This is a genomic window from Avrilella dinanensis (genome assembly GCF_002807015.1).
Taxonomy (GTDB): Bacteria; Bacteroidota; Bacteroidia; order Flavobacteriales; family Flavobacteriaceae; genus Flavobacterium; species Flavobacterium dinanensis.
Window position 1 is genome coordinate 1,329,304 of sequence record NZ_NIPO01000001.1, and the last position, 20,577, is coordinate 1,349,880.

Genomic DNA, 20,577 nt, shown 5'->3' on the forward strand with positions numbered 1-20,577 from the left:
TGAAGTGGAGTTTAAAGTTTCAGGTTTTTCTTGTTTCAAGTTCTGACTGCTGACAGCTAAACAGAATTATCGTATCTTTACCTCATCAAAAGTCAGATTTAATATGAAATTACATGCAATCGAAGCGGGAAACTTCAAATTAGACGGAGGAGCTATGTTCGGTGTTGTGCCAAAAGCGATTTGGAACAAAACTAATCCCGCAGATGAAAATAACCAGATAGATATTGCAGCTCGGTGCTTGCTTATCGAAGATGCCGACCGCCTCATTTTGATTGATACCGGAATGGGCGATAAACAATCGGATAAATTTTTTGGTTACTATCATTTATGGGGAGATTATTCGTTGGAAAAATCCCTCAGAGAAAAAGGTTTTTGCCCCGATGATATTACCGATGTTTTTCTGACGCACTTGCATTTTGACCATGTGGGCGGAGCTGTTTCGTGGAATAAAGACCGCACCGGTTATGTGCCGACGTTTAAAAATGCCCGTTATTGGACGAACGAAAACCATTGGGAATGGGCAACGAAGCCCAATGCAAGAGAAAAAGCCTCTTTCTTGTCTGAAAATATTCTGCCGTTGCAGGAATCCGGGCAGCTTCATTTTATCCAACGCCCTGACGGAGATTTGCTAAAAAAATCCGAATTGGGTTTTGGGATTTTTTTCGTTGACGGACATACCGAAAAACAAATGATTCCGTTGATTGATTATCAGGGAAATACCATTGCTTTTTGTGCAGATTTGCTACCTACCGCCGGACACATTCCGTTGCCTTATGTAATGGGATATGATACCCGACCACTATTGACTTTGCCTGAGAAACAAAAGTTTTTGCAAATGGCAGTTGATGAACGGTTTTTACTCTTTTTGGAACATGATGCCCATAACCCGGTAATTACATTGCAAAATACCGAAAAAGGACCTCGTCTTGATGAGGTTTTGACCCTGCAAGATGTTTTAAAATAATGTTAAAATAAACGTAAACTGTAACACAAGAAATATATTTACAACTTATTCAAGAGATAAATCACATAAACATGAAATTCACAAAACCCTTTTATTTATCCGCTGCATTAGCGATTGCATTAACAAGCTGTAAATCCGTACAAACTTTGCCGGATTTAAGTGATATGACACCAATCAAATCGGTTGACCATATCCCGGCGAGAACGACCGATTTAAGTGAAGACCAGTTAAAACGCTGGAGTCATTTAGATATTTTGAGAGATACCGTTCCGGGAATGTCGGTGGACAGAGCCTACGAATCTATCATTAAAAACAAAAAAGGACAAAAAGTCGTGGTTGCTGTTATAGATTCTGGTATTGAAATTGACCACGAAGATTTGAAACATGCTATCTGGACTAACCCGAAAGAAAAAGCCGGAAATGGTATTGATGATGACAACAATGGTTATGTAGATGATATACATGGTTGGAATTTGTTAGGTGAGTCCAATGCAGAAAATTTAGAGTTTACCCGTATCGTGAAAAAAGGCGATGACGGTTCTGAATTATACAAAGAAGCTAAGGCTAAATTAGACGAAGAACTTGCAGGTATCGAGCCTCTTGGAAAGCGTGTAGAGCAATTTAAAGAATTGCGTAATGCCGTGACAGAGTACTTAGGCAAAGACAGATTCGAGAAAGAAGATTTGTTGGCAATTCCAGAAGATGCTCCTGAAGAAGTAATAGCAGGAACGAGTCTTTTCTTGAATATCTACATGGCTGGACGTGATGGATTTGATTATATCGACGATATCGCAGAATATTATAACTCTCAAGCAAACAGTCACTTGAATGTAAACTTCGACGGAAGAGCAATCGTTGGCGACAATCCGGACGACATTAACGATACCGATTATGGTAACAATGATGTGTTGGGTGACAGAGACCATGCCAAACACGGAACACACGTAGCCGGAATCATTGCTCAGGCTCGTGGGAACAAGTTGGGCGGCGACGGTGTTGCCAGTAAAAACGTTGAAATCATGGCGGTAAGAGCCGTGCCGGACGGAGATGAATATGATAAAGATGTTGCTTTGGCGATTCGTTATGCAGCCGACAATGGAGCTAAAGTAATCAATGGAAGTTTCGGTAAATATTTCGCTCAGCACAGCGAGTGGGTATATGACGCAATTAAATATGCTGCAGAAAAAGACGTGTTGATTGTCGTTGCTGCCGGTAACGATAATATGGATTTGAATCCGGTAGAAGGCGACGAAATCAAAAGATATCCGAACGACAGAAAAGTAGGCGAAAGAAATGAAATCGCTGATAACTTTTTGGTTGTAGGTGCCTTGAACCCTACTTTCGGAGAAAAAATGGTTGCTGAGTTCTCTAACTTTGGTCATGTTGATGTAGATGTTTTCGCACCGGGAGTTAAAATTTACGCAACTGTTCCTCATGGAAAATATGAGTATTTACAAGGGACTTCAATGGCTTCGCCAAACGCAGCCGGTGTTGCCGCGATGATTCGTTCTTATTTCCCGAGCCTTACAGCACCTGAGGTAAAACAAATCATGAAAGATTCAGGTGTACCGGTAAACTTTGACGTGATTGTATCCGGAGATGCTTCCGACAAACGTAATTTCCAGGATATTTCTACTTCCGGAAAATTCGTGAACTTATACAATGCTTTGATTATGGCTGATAAAGTGGTTAAAGCCAAAGCACAGAAATAACCTATAAACATTTTTACAATACAAATTTAAACAGGTTCAAAATTTGTTGAAAAACTGTCCGGAATTTCCGGGCAGTTTTTTTTATGTCATAAGTGTGAACTAATTTATGTATTTTTGACCATTAGTTTTTTCATTAAAATGGAACTTCACATCGCAGAAAATTACCGCCACCTCAAAGATTGCCCGGTGCTTGTCGCCGTAAGCGGTGGTGTGGATAGCGTGGTATTGGCATATATACTTCAAAAACTGGATTTTAATATTGCTGTGGCACATGTCAATTTTAAATTGAGAGGAAAAGAAAGCGATGAAGACCAGAAGTTTGTGGAAAACTTCGCCCGGGAAAATAATCTGCCACTGCATCTGACGCATTTTGATACGGAAAATTATGCCCGGCAAAATAATTTGTCCATACAATTGGCTGCCCGAAAATTGCGGTATGATTGGTTTGACGAACTGAAAAAACAATACGGTTATTCCTGCCTGGCGACGGCTCATCATCTGAATGACGATACAGAAACTTTTCTGATTAATTTCGTTCGGGGTACAGGTTTGAGCGGACTTTTGGGTATCAAAGAAAACAACGGAATCATTCGTCCGTTGTTGCCATTCACTAAGCAGGAAATTTTGCAATATGCCGAAGAAAACCAACTGAATTGGCGAGAAGATAAGTCTAATTCTTCCGATAAATATGCCCGCAACCGGATTCGTCATCATGTTGTGCCGGTTTTGGAAACTATCAATCCGCAGTTTTTGCAAACTTTTTTGCAAACCAAAGCCAATCTCAATCAGGTTAATGATATATTGGAAGAAGCCATTGCCGGCTTTGAAAATAAATGTGTGAGCTATCTATCAGATGATGAGGTGTATATAGATATTAGCAAATTGAAATCTTATAAAAATCCTCAGGCTTTTCTTTATCAGTTTCTGAAAAAATATAATTTCACAGCCTGGGAAGATATTAACCAACTTATGGATTCCGAAAGTGGAAAACAGGTTTTTTCGCCTACGCATATTTTGCTTAAAGATAGAGAAAGGCTCGTGCTGAAAACCATTAATTTTCAAAATAATAAAGATTATTACAAAATTAACAAAGATGAAAAGAAGGTTTTTGAACCAATATCATTAACTTTGGGTATTTTTGAAGAAAAAAATCCTGTAACGGATAAAAATCAGATTGTAGTAGATGAAGATTTGCTTGATTTTCCGCTTTGTATAAGGAAGTGGAAAGCAGGAGATTATTTTTATCCATTCGGAATGAAAGGAAAGAAAAAACTGAGTAAATATTTCAAAGATGAAAAATTTAGCCTTTTTGAGAAAGAAGAAACGTGGATTTTAACTGATAATAAAGACCGGGTTATCTGGATAATCGGGCACCGAATGGACGACCGGTTTAAGACAACAGCTAAAACACAAAAACAATTAAATATTAAGTATATTATATAATGAGAACTTTAATTTCTATTTTAACTATTCTGTTAACCACAGCCGGATTTGCCCAAATACAAGACCCGGTAAAATGGCAATCTCAAATAGAGAAATCGTCTGACAATGAGTATGTTATTACTTTAAAAGGAATGATTGAAGACGAATGGCATATGTATTCGCAGTTTACACCAGAAGGAGGTGCACAACCCACCGAATTGGTGTTTGAAAATGCCGAGGGCAATTATGAGCCGGTGGGCAAAGCCGAAGAAAGTGAATATGTGGTTCAGTTCAATGATATTTTTGAAGTAGATGAATATTATTTTGTTGATGAAGTAACTTTTACACAAAAAATAAAAGTAACCAATCCTGAGGCAGAAAATATACAATTAACCTTGTTCTATCAAGCTTGCGTAGATGTTTGTATTCCTCAAGATAAATACTTTGTATTTGATTTAAAAGAATTAACAGCTCAGGAAGTCAGAAATTTTGAGGCTTTCCAGCAACAACAAAAAGATAAAGCAACAACCGAAAATGATAATAAAGCGACCGATAAACCGGTAAAGCAAGATGAAAGCAGAAGTTTCTGGGGGATATTTATTGCCTCATTTATAGGTGGTTTTGCTGCATTGCTCACACCGTGCGTGTTCCCGATGATTCCGATGACGGTCAGCTTTTTTACCAAACAAAGTAAAAACCGGGCTAAAGGTATTCGGAATGCTATTATTTATGGCGTATCTATCATTGTGATTTACGTTGTTTTAGGACTGATAGTAACCAAAATATTCGGTGCAGATGCCCTCAATGCCATGTCCACCAATGTTTGGTTTAATGTCATTTTCTTTGGAATTTTAGTGATTTTTGCCGTTTCCTTTTTAGGTGCATTTGAGATTATGTTACCTAATTCCTGGGCGAATAAAATTGACCGTCAGGCAGACCGCGGTGGTATGGTAGGTATTTTCTTTATGGCATTAGCTCTGGCAGTAGTGTCATTTTCATGTACAGGACCGATTGTCGGAACGATTTTGGTTGAAGCAGCGTCAAAAGGCGGCTTAGCACCGCTTATCGGAATGTTTGGTTTTTCACTGGCATTGGCTTTGCCTTTTATGCTATTTGCAATGTTCCCGGGTTGGCTCAACACCTTGCCGCGTTCGGGTGGTTGGATGAATACCGTGAAAGTATCGTTAGGATTTCTGGAATTAGCTTTGGCATTTAAATTTTTATCCAATGCAGATTTGGTATTGCAAAAACATTGGCTGGAAAGAGAAGTGTTTTTAGCTATCTGGATAGCTGTATTCGGAACATGGGCATTGTATTTGCTCGGGAAAATACGTTTACCACATGATAGTGTTATCGAAAAACTTTCAGTTGGACGATTGTTTATGGCATTGCTGGTATCTACATTTACTATTTATTTAATTCCGGGATTATGGGGAGCACCGCTTAAAATCATTTCCGGATTTCCGCCACCGATGACCTATTCGGAAAGTCCGCACGGGGTAGGAGGCGGGGGTGGCAGCTCAGCTGTTCAGGAATTACCGGAAGGAGCCAAAGAAGGGCCTCACGGCATTATTGCCTTTACCGATTACCAAACAGGTGTGGATTATGCCAAATCTGTCGGAAAACCGATTTTATTGGATTTTACCGGATTTGCTTGTGTGAACTGCCGTAAAATGGAAGATTACGTTTGGTCGGAAGACGCTGTTTTATCTAAGATAAAAAATGAATTTGTGTTGATTTCATTATATGTTGATGATAAAAAACCGTTGCCGGAAAGTGAGCAATATATTTCAGAAACAACCGGAAAGAAAATCCGTTCTATCGGTAACAAATGGAGTGATTTCCAGATTGAAAAATACCAGATGAATGCACAGCCGTATTATATTCTTTTAGATGAAAACGAAAACCAGCTGGCAGAACCGGTTGGTTATACACCTAATGTCGATGAATATGCCGGTTGGTTGCAATCAGGATTAGATAACTATAATAAATAATATATCATGAAAAAAATAATTTTAACCGCAGTATTTGCCATGAGTTTATCTACTTATGCACAAGTTAAGGTACCGGCAGCAAGCCCGAAAATAGAATCTGAACAAGTAGTCGGATTGACAGAAATAGAATTGGAATATGCCCGTCCGGGAGTGAAAGGAAGAACTGTTTTTGGTGATATGATTCCTTATGGACAAATTTGGCGAACCGGTGCAAATGAAAATACCAAAATCAGCTTTTCAGACGATGTGATTATTGGTGGAAATCATTTGCCAAAAGGGGAATATGCCTTATACACTATTCCTGAAAAAGACAGCTGGACAGTCATTTTTTATAGCGATACCAAAAGCTGGGGCGTACCTCAAAATTGGGACGATAAAAAAATTGCTTTGAAAGCCGGAGCAAAGCTCAGCCCGACCGATTTTACCGAATATCTGACTATTGCCGTTAACCCGATAGATAACAATAGCGGAGAATTGGTTATTTCGTGGGAAAAAACAAAAGCGACCGTTCCGTTTGAAGTGCCTACACAGAAAAAAGCTCTGCAAAGCATTGAAAAAGGACTCAATGCCGGAACCTCGTCAGCACGGGATTATTTCCTGGCGGCACAGTATCTTTATACTGAGGATATTGAATTGAAAAAAGCAATGGAATTTATTGAGCAAAGTGTCAAAATGTCGGACGGAGAAACACCGTTTTATGTCTTGAGACAAAAGGCTTTAATCCAGGCAAAACTCGGCGATAAAAAAGGAGCGATTGAAACTGCTCAAAAATCTTCTGAGGCAGCTGCCAAGGCAGGAAACAAAGAATACGTAAGAATGAATGAGCAATCCATCAAGGAATGGTCTGAATAAACTAAAAACAAACCGGCTCGGAAGAGTCGGTTTTTTTATGGTCAGGTGTGGTCTTACCTACTTGGGAGTTTTTATTACTTTTTATTTTGCTTGGCATGAGGTTGTATAGTTTTGTCTGAATCCGGGTAAATGTCGGTTCTGTCAATCTTCCTCGCTTTGAGAGATTGTATTTCTGCCTTAAGTTTAGATATTTCACCCTTTAGTGTATCTATATACTCTCTTTGGTTTTCAAGGAGGTGTTCAGGAACAGTATATATATTTGAGGGTTGGTCTTGGCTTTCTGCGAAGGTGATATTTTCTGATTCAAATATATCTTCAAATTTCACTTCTAAGATTTCAGCTAATCTTACCCATTCTTCATTAGAAATTTTTACTTTGCCATTTTCTCGTCTTCTGTATGAGTAATCTTCCATTTTCATCAAATCAGCTACTTCTTTAATACTCAGACCCTTTTGTTTCCGAGCATTAATTAATTTTGTCTTTTTCATGAGAGCAATTTTTACAAAAGTAGAATCTTTTAGATAAATACAAAATAAATGTGCGAAACTTGTCTAAAATTTGTCCAAAATCTGTTTATTTTTTGTATAAGCATATCTGTGTAAATGATTTATGTTTGTAACGATAAAAACATTCTTATCTTCGTTTTAACAGAACTAAGTGCGCATAAGATTTGAAAAGATGAAAGATAAGGATTAGGCAAAGCTAAAGTGGCTTTGCTGAAATTATGTGTAATTAAATATTTTTTGAATTATGTTAAATTCAATTTTAAATTTGGAAGGTGTTGCTGTTTTAACCAAAGAGCAACAGATAAACTTAACAGGGGGTAATTATGCAATATCTGATATTGGACTTTCAGCAAGTGCAGGTACTGGGACTTGCGCTTTCTATATCCCAAAATGTACAGCACCAGGTGAACATGGTCCTCAATGTAATTATGGTCAGGGTTCAATTGTTGTAAGAAATGTGGATAAAGAAACTGCTCAAGGTGGAGCTGGTGCTTACGGCGGGAAATGGTGCTGTGATAGCTGTGGTGGTGCCTCTTGGTATTAATTTCTTAAAAAAACAGAAAGAAACTTTCTATTGAATTTATCAATCATGTAATTTTACATTATTTATTTTCTTTACTTTAGATTGTTTCTTTCTAATCTTTACATACTAATCTTATGAATAATTTATTTAGTTTTTTTTTTATACTATTTATTTTTATTAGCTGTGCTGAAAATAAAAGAGAAATAAAAGAGAATACTCGTCCATTATATTCTGTTTTGATCTTAAATAACTTTTCTCCTGAAAGAGAAACAGAAGTTTTAGAAAAACATATATATGCACTTAATAAGCCGAATTTTGTTGAAATAATAGATTATAAAAATAGTTTAGCTAATTATAAAAACAACCTTAGCGGTAAAGTTGATACAATAAGAATCAAGCATACCAATAACATTATGCTTGTGAATTTAAATTTTTCAGCTCTAATACAAAACACCTATTATCTTAAAAGAGGAGATACTATCGTAGTCGATTATACCAACTTAGAAGATATAAAAGAATATTATAAAAATAGTAATACGTTAGTTGGAGATATCCAAAAGACAAATATAAAAGATTCAATTCTATTTATACCTGATTTTATGATTGAAAATGTAGCCTTGAAGATAAAAGCTATAAAGAAAGACAGCCTAAATTATATTTTAGCAGCAGAAAGATTAGATTCATTGTACAGGAACAATTTAATTTTCGAACCGTTTTATAAAATTATAAAAATCAAATTCTTATATTCTCAAAAAATCAAAAGCAACGATTTTGACGATAATATATTTTTAAAGAATGATTCAATTATTGGTTTAGAGGAATATCAAAGTTATATTGTAAACCAAGCTTTTAAAAAATTTAATATAACTAATATCAAAAGTAACAACGGTTCCTTTCCAAATTATAAAACAGCTTTTGATTCGGTTTATCAATCAGACATTTATGGAGAAAAAGCAAAGGATTATTTGTTGTTTTATTATTTAGATCGAATGACAGAAAGTTTTTCATACAATGATTTCAGAGATCGATTTAATAACTTTAAGCAAACAGCAAAAGACACAACTTTAGTTGCTTTTTTGGAAGACAAGTATTTACTGAACTTTACAGACCTAAAAAAAGAAACCCAAGAAATTTACTTTATAAACTCCCAAAAACAAAAACAAACCTTATCTCAAATTTTAGAAGAAAATAAAGGTAAAGTAATCTACATAGATTTTTGGGCAAGCTGGTGTGCTCCTTGTAGGGCTTTAATGCCTGCTTCAAGAGAGCTGCACAAACAATACAAAGATAAAGATGTCGTGTTTTTGTATCTGTCTATTGATAATGATTTTGAAAAATGGCAAAAGGCAAATAGGGACGAAGGACTATCACAAAATCGTTTTAGCTTATTAACTGTTAATTATCCGAATGCTGATTTTTATAAAGAATTGAACTTACGCTCTATTCCGAGATATTTACTATATGATAAACAAGGTAATCTGGTTCACAAAAACGCTCCAAGTCCCGATAGTGATATTATCAAACAAGAACTTGATAAACTTTTAAAGAACTAATTTTTAAATGCAAATCCTTATTTCTCAATACTTATCTCAAAATAAGTACGAACCGTCATATTTTGAGGAGTTTAAAGAAAATTATTTATCGCACCCTAATTATCCGAGCTTGTATGCTATTACGGATAGTTTGGAACTTTCAGGAATTGAAATCGTAACTGCTACAGTACCTAAAGAACAGCTACAAAATTTACCTGAAAAATTCATGGCATCTATTTTTATAGAAAACAAAACAGAGTTTGTTTTGGTCAATAAAGACCAAGCAAGAATCTCTTATGAAAACCGAAAAGGCAAAACAATAAAAATTACTTTTGATGAATTTAAAAACATTTGGGACGGACTTATTTTAGCTATTGGAGAAAACGAAATAAAAGAAAAACCAAAACCTTCTGTTTTTGAAAATAAAAATATTTGGTTTACAGTTCCTTTGGTTTTATTGTTTTTTGGAGGTTTGCTAAATCAGATAAATTCTGAACTATTTTTCTGGAATTATACTGCATTTTTGCTGCTTTCAATAATCGGGCTTTTGTTGGGAATTTTTATTGTACAGGAATCTTTGGGCGAAGCAAATCCTGTTGTTTCCAAAGTTTGTAACGGTTCAAACAAAACTGTTTCCTGCGATTCTGTTGTAAAATCAAACGAAAGTAAACTTCTTTTTGGAATCAGTTTTTCGGATTTACCCATTGTTTTCTTTTTTGCAAATTTGTTTCTGATTGTTGCAAAACCTACATTTTTTGAGCCAATAGGATTTTTCTGTCTTTTGTCTGTTCCTGTTATTTTGTATTCTGTTTATTTACAGCAATTCAAAATCAAAAAATGGTGTATTCTGTGTTTAGGAGTCTCATTTGTTTTATTTCTACAAGCGATAATTTTTCTGTTTTCATACGATGAAATGGCTTGGAATATTTATGAATATTTACAATATGTTATAACCGTTATTGTAGCTTGGTTTTTATGGAAAACAGTTGAAAAAGTCCTTATAAGCAGAAATGATTTGGTTTCAAAAAACAGAACTTTGTTCAGATTTAAACGCAAATTTGAAATATTTGAATTTCTGTCGAATAAAAATCCTGTTAATGAAGAGATTGAAATATTAAGAGGAATAACCATAAACAACCAAGAAAATTCAATTAAACTACAATTGTTTTTAAGTCCGAGTTGTGGACATTGCTATAGCACTTATAAAAAAGGATTGGAGTTTTTTAAAAGCTATCCCGAAAAAATTTCTTTAGAAATATTGTTTAACGTAAACATTCAAAATACAGAAAACCCTTTTATTCCTGTTGTAGAAAGTATGTATGAAATATTTTTGTCTGAAAACAATACTATTATAAATGCCCTTGATGATTGGTATATAAAAAAAATGTCTTTAGAAGATTGGCTTAGAAAATGGAAGCAAACAGAAATTTCAGAAATCACAAAATCAGAGCTAGAAAAGCAATATCTGTTTTGTGTTGGAAATAATCTAAATTATACACCTGTTATTGTTTTCAACAAAAACGTATATCCAAGTGATTACGATTTAGAAGAACTGAAATATTTTATTTCGGATTTAGAAGAAAAAAATGCCTAAAAAGTTCCCCCACTACAAACAAGCCGATGCCAAAGATTGCGGAGCTACCTGCCTTAAAATCATTGCCAAACATTATGGCAGAACGCTTAATATCCAAACCTTACGGGAGCTTTCAGAAACTACTCGTGAGGGAGCAAACCTATTGTCATTAAGTGAAGCAGCAGAGCAAATCGGTTTCCGAACTTTGGGAGTTAAGCTATCATTAGAAAAACTGTTGGAAGCTCCTTTGCCTTGTATTTTGCATTGGAATAAGAATCACTATGTGGTTTTATCCTCCCTCAATCCCTCCAAAGGAGGGAAGTTCTTTCGGAAAGGCAACAAACAAATTCCCTCCCCTTTGGGGAGGGTTAGGGTGGGGATTTCTGACCCGGCTTTTGGTTTATTGGAATACACTCAGGAAGAATTTTTAAAACACTGGATAGGGAATAATGCCGATGAAACTACCGAAGAAGGAATCGCTTTATTGTTAGAACCGACACCTAACTTCTACGAACAAGCTCCCCCTCCAAAGGAGGGGGCTGGGGGGAGGATTTTCGGTTTCCGCTTTCTATCCAAATATCTTTTCAAATACAAATCGTTTATCATTCAGCTGGCTATCGGACTTTTAGCAGGAAGTATCTTACAGCTTATTTTTCCGTTTTTGACACAAAGCATTGTAGATGTCGGCATACAAAACCAAAATATGCACTTTATCTGGCTGGTGCTTATTGCTCAACTTTTTTTGTTTTTCGGAAAAACTGCCTTGGAGTTTATCCGCAGCTGGATATTATTGCATTTATCAACGAGAATCAATATTTCTCTGATTTCAGACTTTTTTATCAAGCTGATGAATCTCCCGATTTCGTTTTTTGATGTACGAATGACAGGAGATATTATGCAACGCATCAATGACCATAGCCGAATCGAAAGAATACTCACAACATCTTCTTTGAGTGTGTTGTTTTCGGTGGTAAATATGTTGATTATGGGCAGCGTTTTGGCGTACTACAATCTACAAATATTCGGAATTTTCTTTTTGGGAAGCTTGTTGTATTTCGGTTGGATTATTTTATTTTTAAAAAGAAGGGAAAAGTTAGACTACAAAAGATTTTCCGAAGTAAGTCAGGAACAAAGCAAAGTCATCGAACTGATTAACGGAATGCAGGAAATCAAGCTTCACAATGCCGAAAAGCAAAAACGTTGGGGTTGGGAATATGTACAGGCTCGACTGTTTAAAGTATCAATGGAGGGATTAGTATTAGAGCAAACCCAAGGTATTGGATCTAATTTTATCAATGAATTAAAAAATATTTTTATCGTTTTTCTTTCTGCAAAATTAGTCATTGACGGAGAAATTACGCTGGGTATGATGATGGCAATTTCGTCTATTGTTGGAAATCTGAATGCTCCTGTTATGCAACTTATTGGCTTTGTCAGAGAATTGCAAGATGCAAAAATATCGTTAGCCCGCTTAGGAGAAATCCACGATAAAGAAGACGAATCACAAACCGAAAGCGAATCCATAAAAGATATTCCTGAAAAAGCGGATATTGTTCTTAAAGACGTGTCTTTCAGATACACAGGTTCTGATACGTTTGTTTTGGATAAATTAAACCTTACCATTCCGAAAAACAAAATAACGGCAATCGTAGGAGTTAGTGGAAGTGGCAAAACTACTTTAATGAAAATGCTTTTAAAATTCTATGAACCTATTGAAGGAAACATCTTTTATAACACAATAGACTTAAAAAATATTTCTCAAAAATCGTGGAGAAATCACATAGGTTCGGTCATGCAGGAGGGATATATTTTTAACGATACAATTGCTAATAATATTGCTGTGGGCGTGGATATAATAGACAAGCACAGACTTCAATATGCCACAGATGTAGCGAACATAAAATCGTATATTGATAGTTTGCCTTTAGGTTACAATACCAAAATAGGAATGGAAGGAATGGGGATGAGTACCGGACAAAAACAACGGCTTTTGATTGCAAGGGCAGTTTATAAAAATCCTGAAATGTTGTTTTTTGACGAGGCAACAAGTGCGTTAGATGCCAATAATGAAAAGGAAATTATGGAAAAACTCAATATCTTTTTCAAAAACAAAACGGTTGTGGTTATTGCTCATAGACTGAGTACCGTGATGAATGCAGACCAAATCGTGGTTTTGGACAAAGGGAAAATCATCGAGCAAGGAAGTCACAAAGAGTTAGTAGCCTTAAAAGGAAATTATTACGAATTGGTTAAAAATCAATTACAGTTAGGAAATTAAATCTCCTCCCGACCTCCCCACACGAGCGAAGCGAACTGACGAAGTAAAGGGAGGAGCTGTTGAACTTAAAAAATAAAAATGAATTTTGACAATAACAATACAGAAAACGAATCCCCTCCTTTGGAGGGGTTGGGGAGGATTGAATTAAGAAGTGAGGAAGTTCAGGACATTCTTACTCGTGTTCCGCATTGGATGATACGATGGGGAAATGTGCTTATTTTGTTTATTATCGTTTTGATTTTTCTGTTTTCCTGGCTTATCAGATATCCCGATATTATCACAACAGAAATAACAATCACAACCCAAATTCCACCTGAAAAATTAGTAGCTAACAGTTCTGGTAAAATTGAAAAGATATTTGTAGAAGACCGAAGTTCTGTTGCTGAAAATACACCTTTGGCAGTTATCGAAAATCCGGCAGATTACAACGATGTTTTTTTGTTGAAATCGGTGGTTGATAGCATTAAAATAAACAATGATGATTTTATTTTTCCGTTAGAAAAGCTCCCTGTTTTGAATTTAGGAACCATTGAAAGTGCCTATGCTCTGTTCCAAAAAGATTATCTGGCGTATAAACTGAATAAAGATTTAGAACCTTATCAAATTGAAATTACTGCCCAAAACATCGAAACTTCTCAACAGCACGAAAGACTGAAATTGCTTATCGGGCAGAAAGAAATCGGACAAAAAGAACTCCAATACAAAAAAACAGAACTAAATCGCTATAAAAACTTGTATGAAAAAGGCGTAATTTCTGCACAGGAATGGGAACAGAAAAATGTAGAATATCTGCAACAGGAAAAAAGCAACAATAGTTTACAATCGCAAATTTCTCAATTGCGTTCGTCGCTCAACGATTTAAACCGAAACAAAAAAACGACAACGGTAAATCAGTCGAAAGACAATATTAATTTACTGCGAAATGTTATCTTATCTTTCAACCAACTCAAAAAATCCATAACAGAATGGGAATTAACGTACGTTTTGCGTTCTTCTATTTCGGGACAAGTTTCGTTTATGCAAATCTGGACAGAAAACCAAACCATCAACGCCGGAGAAAATACTTTTGTGATTGTGCCGCAAACGAAATCTGATTTTGTGGGAAAAATCAAAGCACCTGCATTAAACTCCGGGAAAATTAAAACAGGACAGGCAGTCAATATCCGTTTGGCAAATTACCCAGACAGAGAGTTTGGAATCGTCAAAGGAGAAGTAAAAACCATTTCCCTAACACCCGACAAAGAAAACAACCTGCTTATTGACGTAACCCTGCCTGATGGTTTAGAAACCTCTTACGATAAAGAAATTATATTCCAACAAGAAATGACCGGGACAGCAGACATCATCACAGAAGATTTGCGATTGATAGAACGACTGCTTTATCAGTTCAGAGATATGTTTAGTAGAAGTTGATAGAATCCAACTGATTTATAAATTTACATTCTAAAATCTAAAAAATGATAGTTATATTTGCAAAACATCAACGAATGTAGATATGCTAACAGAATTAAACGCAATATCGCCGATTGACGGTCGATACAGAAAAAAAACAGAGGCTCTGGCTCATTATTTCTCGGAAGAAGCTTTGATTAAATATCGGGTTTTGATTGAGGTGGAGTATTTTATCGCTCTTTGCGAGTTGCCATTACCTCAATTGATGGGTGTGGATAAAAATTTGTTTGACGCTTTGCGGGATATTTACAGAAATTTTTCTGCAGACGACGCTCAGGCAATCAAAGAAATTGAGAAAACAACCAACCACGATGTCAAAGCAGTTGAATACTTCATCAAATCAGCTTTTGACCGTTTAGGATTGCAGGAATACAAAGAGTTTATCCATTTCGGGCTGACTTCTCAGGACATCAACAATACAGCCATACCGCTTTCTGCCAAAGACGCATTTGTGAATGTGTACAAACCAATGCTTATCAACCTGATTACGAGATTGAAAGAATTGAGCATCGAGTGGAAAGACGTCCCGATGCTGGCGAAAACACACGGACAACCTGCATCGCCAACCCGCTTGGGAAAAGAAATTCAGGTTTTTGTGGTGCGTCTGGAAGAGCAGTTGAGGTTGTTAAACAATATTCCGTTTGCGGCTAAATTCGGAGGAGCTACCGGAAATTACAACGCACATCACGTGGCTTATCCGGAATATGACTGGCGGGCGTTCGGAGAAAGTTTTGTGGAAGAAACTTTGGCGTTAAAACATTCGTTCCCGACCACACAGATTGAACATTATGACCATTTTGCAGCTTTGTTCGATGCACTCAAACGTATCAATACCATTGTGTTGGATTTGAACAGAGATGTTTGGACTTATGTGTCGATGGAATATTTCAAACAGAAAATTAAAGCAGGCGAAATCGGTTCATCAGCCATGCCACATAAAGTTAATCCGATTGATTTTGAAAATTCAGAAGGAAATTTAGGTATAGCCAATGCTGTATTTGAGCATTTGTCTGCCAAACTTCCGGTATCCAGATTACAGCGTGATTTGACCGACAGTACCGTTTTCAGAAACATTGGTGTACCGTTCGGACATACACTCATCGCTTTTGAATCAACATTAAAAGGATTGGATAAGTTGTTACTCAATGAGGCAGCAATTATGCAGGATTTGGAAGACAACTGGGCGGTAGTTGCCGAGGCTATCCAGACTATTCTTCGTCGTGAAGGTTATCCCAACCCGTATGAAGCACTGAAAGATTTAACAAGAACGAATGAGGCGATTACCCGAAGCAGTATCCATCAGTTTATTGAAAATTTAGATATTTCTGCCGAAGTAAAAGCAGAATTGAAAAAAATCAATCCGACAAATTATTTGGGTATTTAATAAAGCAAAAAAATAGCAAAATATGATTATCAAACCGAGAACAAGAGGATTCATTTGTTTGACAGCACACCCGGAAGGAGCTGCAAAAAATATCAAAAGACAGATAGATTACGTAAAATCAAAAGGTAAAATCAACAACGGACCGAAAAAAGTATTGGTCATCGGAGCATCTACCGGTTTCGGAATCGCTTCTCGTATCGCAAACGCTTTCGGTTCTGATGCGGCGACAATTGGTGTGTTCTTTGAAAAACCTGCCACAGAAGGGCGTCCTGCCACAGCTGGCTGGTACAACAGTGCGGCGTTTGAAAAAGAAGCTCATGCAGCCGGACTTTATGCTAAATCAATCAACGGCGATGCTTTTTCTGATGAAATCAAGCAGCAGACTATTGATTTGATTAAGCAGGATTTAGGTCAGGTTGACTTGGTGGTGTATAGTTTGGCATCGCCACGGCGTACGCACCCGAAAACCGGTGTGAGTTACGCTTCTGTACTTAAACCGATTGGCAAGCCTTTTACCAATAAAACTGTTGATTTCCACACCGGAGTAGTTTCCGATATTTCTATTGACCCGATTGATAGCGACGAAGATATCGCCAACACAATCGCTGTGATGGGTGGGGAAGACTGGAAATTCTGGATGGAAGAATTATCTAAAGCAGGTGTTTTGGCTGATGATGCAAAAACAGTAGCTTATTCCTACATCGGGCCGGAATTGACCTACCCGATTTACCGTAATGGAACTATCGGGAAAGCCAAAGACGATTTGGAGGCTACCGTTCCTGTAATCAATGATATTTTGAGCGGAGTGAACGGAAAAGCGTATGTTTCTGTGAACAAAGCACTGGTTACACAATCCAGTTCAGCGATTCCTGTGGTGCCTTTATATATCTCATTATTGTATAAAGTCATGAAAGAAAAAGGTATCCACGAAGGTTGTATCGAGCAGATGCAACGTTTGTTTGCCGACAGATTATATGCCGATGAAATTCTTTTGGATGAAAACGGAAGAATCCGTGTAGATGATTGGGAAATGAGAGAAGATGTTCAGGCGGAAGTAGCTGTGCTTTGGGACAAAGTGACTTCAGAAAATATCGAAGAAATATCGGATATCGAAGGATACCGAAACGATTTTTTCCAGCTATTCGGATTCAATATAGATGATATCGATTACGATGCAGAAACCAACGAGCTTGTACAGGTTCCGAGTATAAAATAAAAGCTTTAGGCGATAAGCTGTAAGCAACCTGACCTGCCTGAAAAAAAGTTTTTTTTCAGGCAGGTTTTTTTATGTCCTGTTGAATCTATCCTGTTAGCTTTTGAAACCTGAAACAAAATAGCTATTAGTCAAAAGCCATTATTAGTCTTAGCGGTTATTTCGTTACTTCGTCATAGTTTTCAAAACTTTAAACAAAAAAATCATAAGTGTTGTTTAATTAGGAATTTGTATCTTTGTGAGTTCAGTTTATTAAAAAAAACATAAAATATGCACAAAGACAGCAAAAGACGGGAGGCTTTACTTTATCATGCTAAGCCTGCTCCGGGAAAAATATCCATAGTTCCAACCAAACCAACTTCGTCTCAGCGGGATTTATCCCTGGCGTATTCGCCGGGCGTTGCAGAGCCGTGCCTCGAGATTGCCAAAGATGTTAATAATGTGTATAAATATACGGCAAAAGGAAATCTGGTTGCCGTAATTTCTAATGGTACAGCTGTTTTAGGCTTGGGAGATATCGGTCCCGAAGCGTCTAAACCGGTCATGGAAGGAAAAGGTCTTTTGTTTAAAATATTTGCAGGAATAGATGTTTTTGACATAGAAGTCGACACTAAAAATATTGACGAATTTGTTGAAACAGTAAAAAGAATTGCACCGACTTTCGGCGGAATTAATCTTGAAGATATCAAAGCACCCGAATCTTTTGAAATAGAAAGAAGATTAAAAGAAGAGCTGGATATTCCGGTTATGCACGATGACCAGCACGGAACTGCAATTATATCGGCAGCAGCATTATTGAATGCGGTAGAGCTGGCAGGAAAAAAGCTGGAGGAAATAGAAATTGTCGTGTCCGGAGCAGGTTCGGCAGCTATTGCCTGTGCTAATCTGTATGTGGCATTAGGAGCGAAAAAAGAAAATTTTCTGATGCTGAACAGTAAGGGCGTACTGAAAAAAGACAATGAAAAATTATCTTCGTTACAACTGGAGTATGCGACCGACAAACCGGTTTCAACACTTGCAGATGCTGTGAAAGGAGCCGATGTTTTTATCGGTCTTTCTACCGGAGATATTCTTTCGGCAGATATGCTTTTATCTATGGCAGATAACCCGATTGTGTTCGCGATGGCAAATCCTAATCCGGAAATAAAATATGATTTGGCGATAGCTGCCCGAAACGATGTGATTATGGCAACCGGGCGTTCCGACCACCCTAATCAGGTAAATAATGTACTTGGGTTTCCTTATATTTTCAGAGGTGCGTTAGATGTTCGTGCGACAAAAATCAATGAAGAAATGAAAATGGCAGCTGTCCGGGCATTGGCTGATTTAGCTAAAGAGACTGTTCCTGAACAGGTGAATATTGCTTATGGCGAAACGAAACTTTCGTTTGGCAGAGAATATATTATTCCAAAACCGTTTGACCCAAGGCTGATTACAGAGGTTCCGTTGGCAGTAGCAAAAGCCGCCATAGATTCAGGTGTGGCAACCTCGCCGATTACCGATTGGGACAAATACAGAGATGAGCTTGCCGACCGTTTGGGGAACGACAATAAAATGGTGCGGTTACTGATGAACCGGGCAAAAACAACTTCACAAAAAGTTGTTTATACCGAGGCTGACCAAATTAATGTATTGAAAGCAGCTCAAATTGTTTATGAAGAAGGCATTGCTACACCGATACTACTCGGAAATAAAAAGGTTATTTTAGAACTGAAAGAAGAATTAGGATTTCATGCCGATGTTGAAATCATAGACCCGAAAACAGATGAAGAAGCTGAACGTAGAGAAATTTTTGCTCAAAAATTCTGGAAAAGCAGAGAACGTCATGGAGTAACCCTGAATGATGCCCGTAAAATGATGAGAGACCGGAGCTATTTCGCCTCAATGTTGGTGTTGGAAGAACAGGCAGATGCTATGTTGTCGGGCTATTCGAGAAGTTACCGTACGGCATTGAAACCGGTATTGGAAATGATACCAAAAATACAAGGCGTGAGGAAAATATCATCAGCCAATCTGATGCTTACCCAAAAAAGAGGACCGGTATTTTTGGCTGATACGGCGATTAATCCCGACCCGACCGCAGAAGAATTAGCTGACATCGCTCTGATGACCGCAACCACAGTGAAAATGTTTGGTATGGAGCCGGTAACAGCGATGATTTCATACAGTAATTTCGGTTCGTCTAATTTAGAATCGCCGAGAAAAATTCAGAAAGCAGTAGAATCCTTACATGAAAGATATCCGGATTTAATCGTGGACGGCGATATACAAATGGATTTTGCTTTGAATCAAGAGTTGTTAAAAGAGAATTTTCCTTTCTCAAAGTTAGTTAACAGGAAAGTAAATACGCTTATATTTGCTAATCTGGACGCAGCGAATTCTACCTACAAAATGCTGAAAGAGCTTAACGGAGCTACTTCTATCGGACCGATTATTTTGGGGTTAGACAAGGCGGTTCACGTGTTTCAACTGGGTGCAAGCGTAGAGGAAATGGTCAATATGACCGCTGTGGCTGTGGTAGATGCAGACGAAAAGAAAAAAAGAAAGAAAAATAAAAAGTAACACATTGTTACGAAAAAATTGCTGTGTATGATTACCTTGTTAAGAGGAAAATTAATAGAAAAATCACCGACTGAAATAGTGGTCGAATGTGGAGGTATAGGCTATGAAGTGAGCATTTCTCTGCATAGCTATTCCTTGCTGCCTGCGGAGGAAAATATTTTGATATACACTTACCTGCAGGTACGGGAAGATGCCCATGTACTTTATGGATTTATGGAAAAATCCGAAAGGCAGATTTTTAAACTGCTGATATCCGTTTCGGGCATCGGAGCCAATACGGCACGTAATATGTTGTCTTATATTACACCTTCGGAATTGATGGCCGCCATAGCCAATGCTGATGTCGCAACATTAAAAGCGATTAAAGGAGTCGGGCCTAAAACCGCCCAGCGAATTGTGTTGGAATTACAGGAAAAGGTGTTAAAATTGGGTGCTTTCGAAGATTTATCGGTCATTCATCACAATACAAATACAGAAGAAGCGTTATCTGCATTAGAAGTATTAGGATTTAACAGGAAATCAACTGAGAAAGTGATTAAAAAAATAGTAAGTACCAATCCCGATGCTACGTCAGAAATGATTATTAAGCAAGCACTGAAAAATCTGTAAT

15 protein-coding genes are annotated in these 20,577 nt (G+C 37.1%); 14 read left to right on the plus strand and 1 reads right to left on the minus strand.

The window, feature by feature from the left end:
* Positions 1–103 precede the first annotated feature (103 nt).
* From CDL10_RS06325 to CDL10_RS06345, 5 genes are all read left to right on the plus strand, one after another.
* Positions 104–964: an MBL fold metallo-hydrolase gene (locus CDL10_RS06325; protein ID WP_100677746.1), complete on the plus strand. Its 861-nt coding sequence runs from the start codon at positions 104–106 to the stop codon at positions 962–964.
* A gap of 71 nt (positions 965–1,035) precedes the next feature.
* Positions 1,036–2,676, plus strand: coding sequence for a S8 family peptidase (locus CDL10_RS06330; protein WP_100677747.1), 1,641 nt, complete (start codon positions 1,036–1,038; stop codon positions 2,674–2,676).
* 138 nt (positions 2,677–2,814) lie between these two features.
* On the plus strand, positions 2,815–4,119 hold the full coding sequence (gene tilS / locus CDL10_RS06335; protein ID WP_100677748.1) for a tRNA lysidine(34) synthetase TilS: 1,305 nt from the start codon (positions 2,815–2,817) through the stop codon (positions 4,117–4,119).
* Positions 4,119–6,092, plus strand: coding sequence for a protein-disulfide reductase DsbD family protein (locus CDL10_RS06340; RefSeq protein WP_100677749.1), 1,974 nt, complete (start codon positions 4,119–4,121; stop codon positions 6,090–6,092). Before tilS ends, CDL10_RS06340 begins: the two co-directional genes overlap by 1 nt.
* A 6-nt stretch (positions 6,093–6,098) precedes the next feature.
* Positions 6,099–6,944 (plus strand): DUF2911 domain-containing protein, encoded by an 846-nt coding sequence (locus tag CDL10_RS06345; protein WP_100677750.1) that lies wholly within the window; start codon positions 6,099–6,101, stop codon positions 6,942–6,944.
* A 74-nt stretch (positions 6,945–7,018) separates the two neighbouring features.
* On the opposite strand, the gene CDL10_RS06350 is transcribed toward CDL10_RS06345, so the two are convergent.
* The gene (locus tag CDL10_RS06350; RefSeq protein WP_100677751.1) at positions 7,019–7,432 is read right to left on the minus strand and encodes a helix-turn-helix domain-containing protein; all 414 of its coding nucleotides are present in this window, start codon (positions 7,430–7,432) and stop codon (positions 7,019–7,021) included.
* A gap of 262 nt (positions 7,433–7,694) precedes the next feature.
* Between CDL10_RS06350 and CDL10_RS06355 the strand changes: the two genes are divergently transcribed.
* From CDL10_RS06355 to ruvA, 9 genes are all read left to right on the plus strand, one after another.
* Entirely contained in the window at positions 7,695–7,994 is a 300-nt protein-coding gene (locus CDL10_RS06355) for a hypothetical protein (protein ID WP_100677752.1), read from the plus strand.
* Positions 7,995–8,107: 113 nt separating this feature from the next.
* The gene (locus tag CDL10_RS06360; protein WP_100677753.1) at positions 8,108–9,526 is read left to right on the plus strand and encodes a TlpA family protein disulfide reductase; all 1,419 of its coding nucleotides are present in this window, start codon (positions 8,108–8,110) and stop codon (positions 9,524–9,526) included.
* Positions 9,527–9,533: 7 nt separating this feature from the next.
* Positions 9,534–11,099, plus strand: a complete 1,566-nt coding sequence (locus tag CDL10_RS06365) for a vitamin K epoxide reductase family protein (RefSeq protein WP_100677754.1) — start codon at positions 9,534–9,536, stop codon at positions 11,097–11,099.
* Complete coding sequence (locus CDL10_RS06370) at positions 11,092–13,356, plus strand: peptidase domain-containing ABC transporter (RefSeq protein WP_100677755.1); 2,265 nt, start codon at positions 11,092–11,094, stop codon at positions 13,354–13,356. Before CDL10_RS06365 ends, CDL10_RS06370 begins: the two co-directional genes overlap by 8 nt.
* Before the next feature lie 78 nt (positions 13,357–13,434).
* Positions 13,435–14,769: an HlyD family secretion protein gene (locus CDL10_RS06375; RefSeq protein WP_100677756.1), complete on the plus strand. Its 1,335-nt coding sequence runs from the start codon at positions 13,435–13,437 to the stop codon at positions 14,767–14,769.
* A gap of 82 nt (positions 14,770–14,851) precedes the next feature.
* On the plus strand, positions 14,852–16,192 hold the full coding sequence (gene purB, locus CDL10_RS06380; protein ID WP_100677757.1) for an adenylosuccinate lyase: 1,341 nt from the start codon (positions 14,852–14,854) through the stop codon (positions 16,190–16,192).
* 22 nt (positions 16,193–16,214) lie between these two features.
* Positions 16,215–17,408 (plus strand): enoyl-ACP reductase FabV, encoded by a 1,194-nt coding sequence (fabV, locus tag CDL10_RS06385; protein WP_100677758.1) that lies wholly within the window; start codon positions 16,215–16,217, stop codon positions 17,406–17,408.
* A gap of 267 nt (positions 17,409–17,675) precedes the next feature.
* Complete coding sequence (locus CDL10_RS06390) at positions 17,676–19,967, plus strand: NADP-dependent malic enzyme (protein ID WP_100677759.1); 2,292 nt, start codon at positions 17,676–17,678, stop codon at positions 19,965–19,967.
* A 27-nt stretch (positions 19,968–19,994) separates the two neighbouring features.
* Positions 19,995–20,576 (plus strand): Holliday junction branch migration protein RuvA, encoded by a 582-nt coding sequence (ruvA, locus tag CDL10_RS06395; RefSeq protein ID WP_100677760.1) that lies wholly within the window; start codon positions 19,995–19,997, stop codon positions 20,574–20,576.
* Position 20,577 lies beyond the last annotated feature (1 nt).

Excerpts from the sequence above, each read along its gene's own strand:
- CDL10_RS06325 (WP_100677746.1), top strand. The coding sequence starts at position 104 with ATGAAATTACATGCAATCGAAGCGGGAAACTTCAAATTAGACGGAGGA.
- CDL10_RS06330 (WP_100677747.1), top strand. The coding sequence starts at position 1,036 with ATGAAATTCACAAAACCCTTTTATTTATCCGCTGCATTAGCGATTGCA.
- tilS (WP_100677748.1), top strand. The coding sequence starts at position 2,815 with ATGGAACTTCACATCGCAGAAAATTACCGCCACCTCAAAGATTGCCCG.
- CDL10_RS06340 (WP_100677749.1), top strand. The coding sequence starts at position 4,119 with ATGAGAACTTTAATTTCTATTTTAACTATTCTGTTAACCACAGCCGGA.
- CDL10_RS06345 (WP_100677750.1), top strand. The coding sequence starts at position 6,099 with ATGAAAAAAATAATTTTAACCGCAGTATTTGCCATGAGTTTATCTACT.
- CDL10_RS06350 (WP_100677751.1), bottom strand. The coding sequence starts at position 7,432 with ATGAAAAAGACAAAATTAATTAATGCTCGGAAACAAAAGGGTCTGAGT.
- CDL10_RS06355 (WP_100677752.1), top strand. The coding sequence starts at position 7,695 with ATGTTAAATTCAATTTTAAATTTGGAAGGTGTTGCTGTTTTAACCAAA.
- CDL10_RS06360 (WP_100677753.1), top strand. The coding sequence starts at position 8,108 with ATGAATAATTTATTTAGTTTTTTTTTTATACTATTTATTTTTATTAGC.
- CDL10_RS06365 (WP_100677754.1), top strand. The coding sequence starts at position 9,534 with ATGCAAATCCTTATTTCTCAATACTTATCTCAAAATAAGTACGAACCG.
- CDL10_RS06370 (WP_100677755.1), top strand. The coding sequence starts at position 11,092 with ATGCCTAAAAAGTTCCCCCACTACAAACAAGCCGATGCCAAAGATTGC.
- CDL10_RS06375 (WP_100677756.1), top strand. The coding sequence starts at position 13,435 with ATGAATTTTGACAATAACAATACAGAAAACGAATCCCCTCCTTTGGAG.
- purB (WP_100677757.1), top strand. The coding sequence starts at position 14,852 with ATGCTAACAGAATTAAACGCAATATCGCCGATTGACGGTCGATACAGA.
- fabV (WP_100677758.1), top strand. The coding sequence starts at position 16,215 with ATGATTATCAAACCGAGAACAAGAGGATTCATTTGTTTGACAGCACAC.
- CDL10_RS06390 (WP_100677759.1), top strand. The coding sequence starts at position 17,676 with ATGCACAAAGACAGCAAAAGACGGGAGGCTTTACTTTATCATGCTAAG.
- ruvA (WP_100677760.1), top strand. The coding sequence starts at position 19,995 with ATGATTACCTTGTTAAGAGGAAAATTAATAGAAAAATCACCGACTGAA.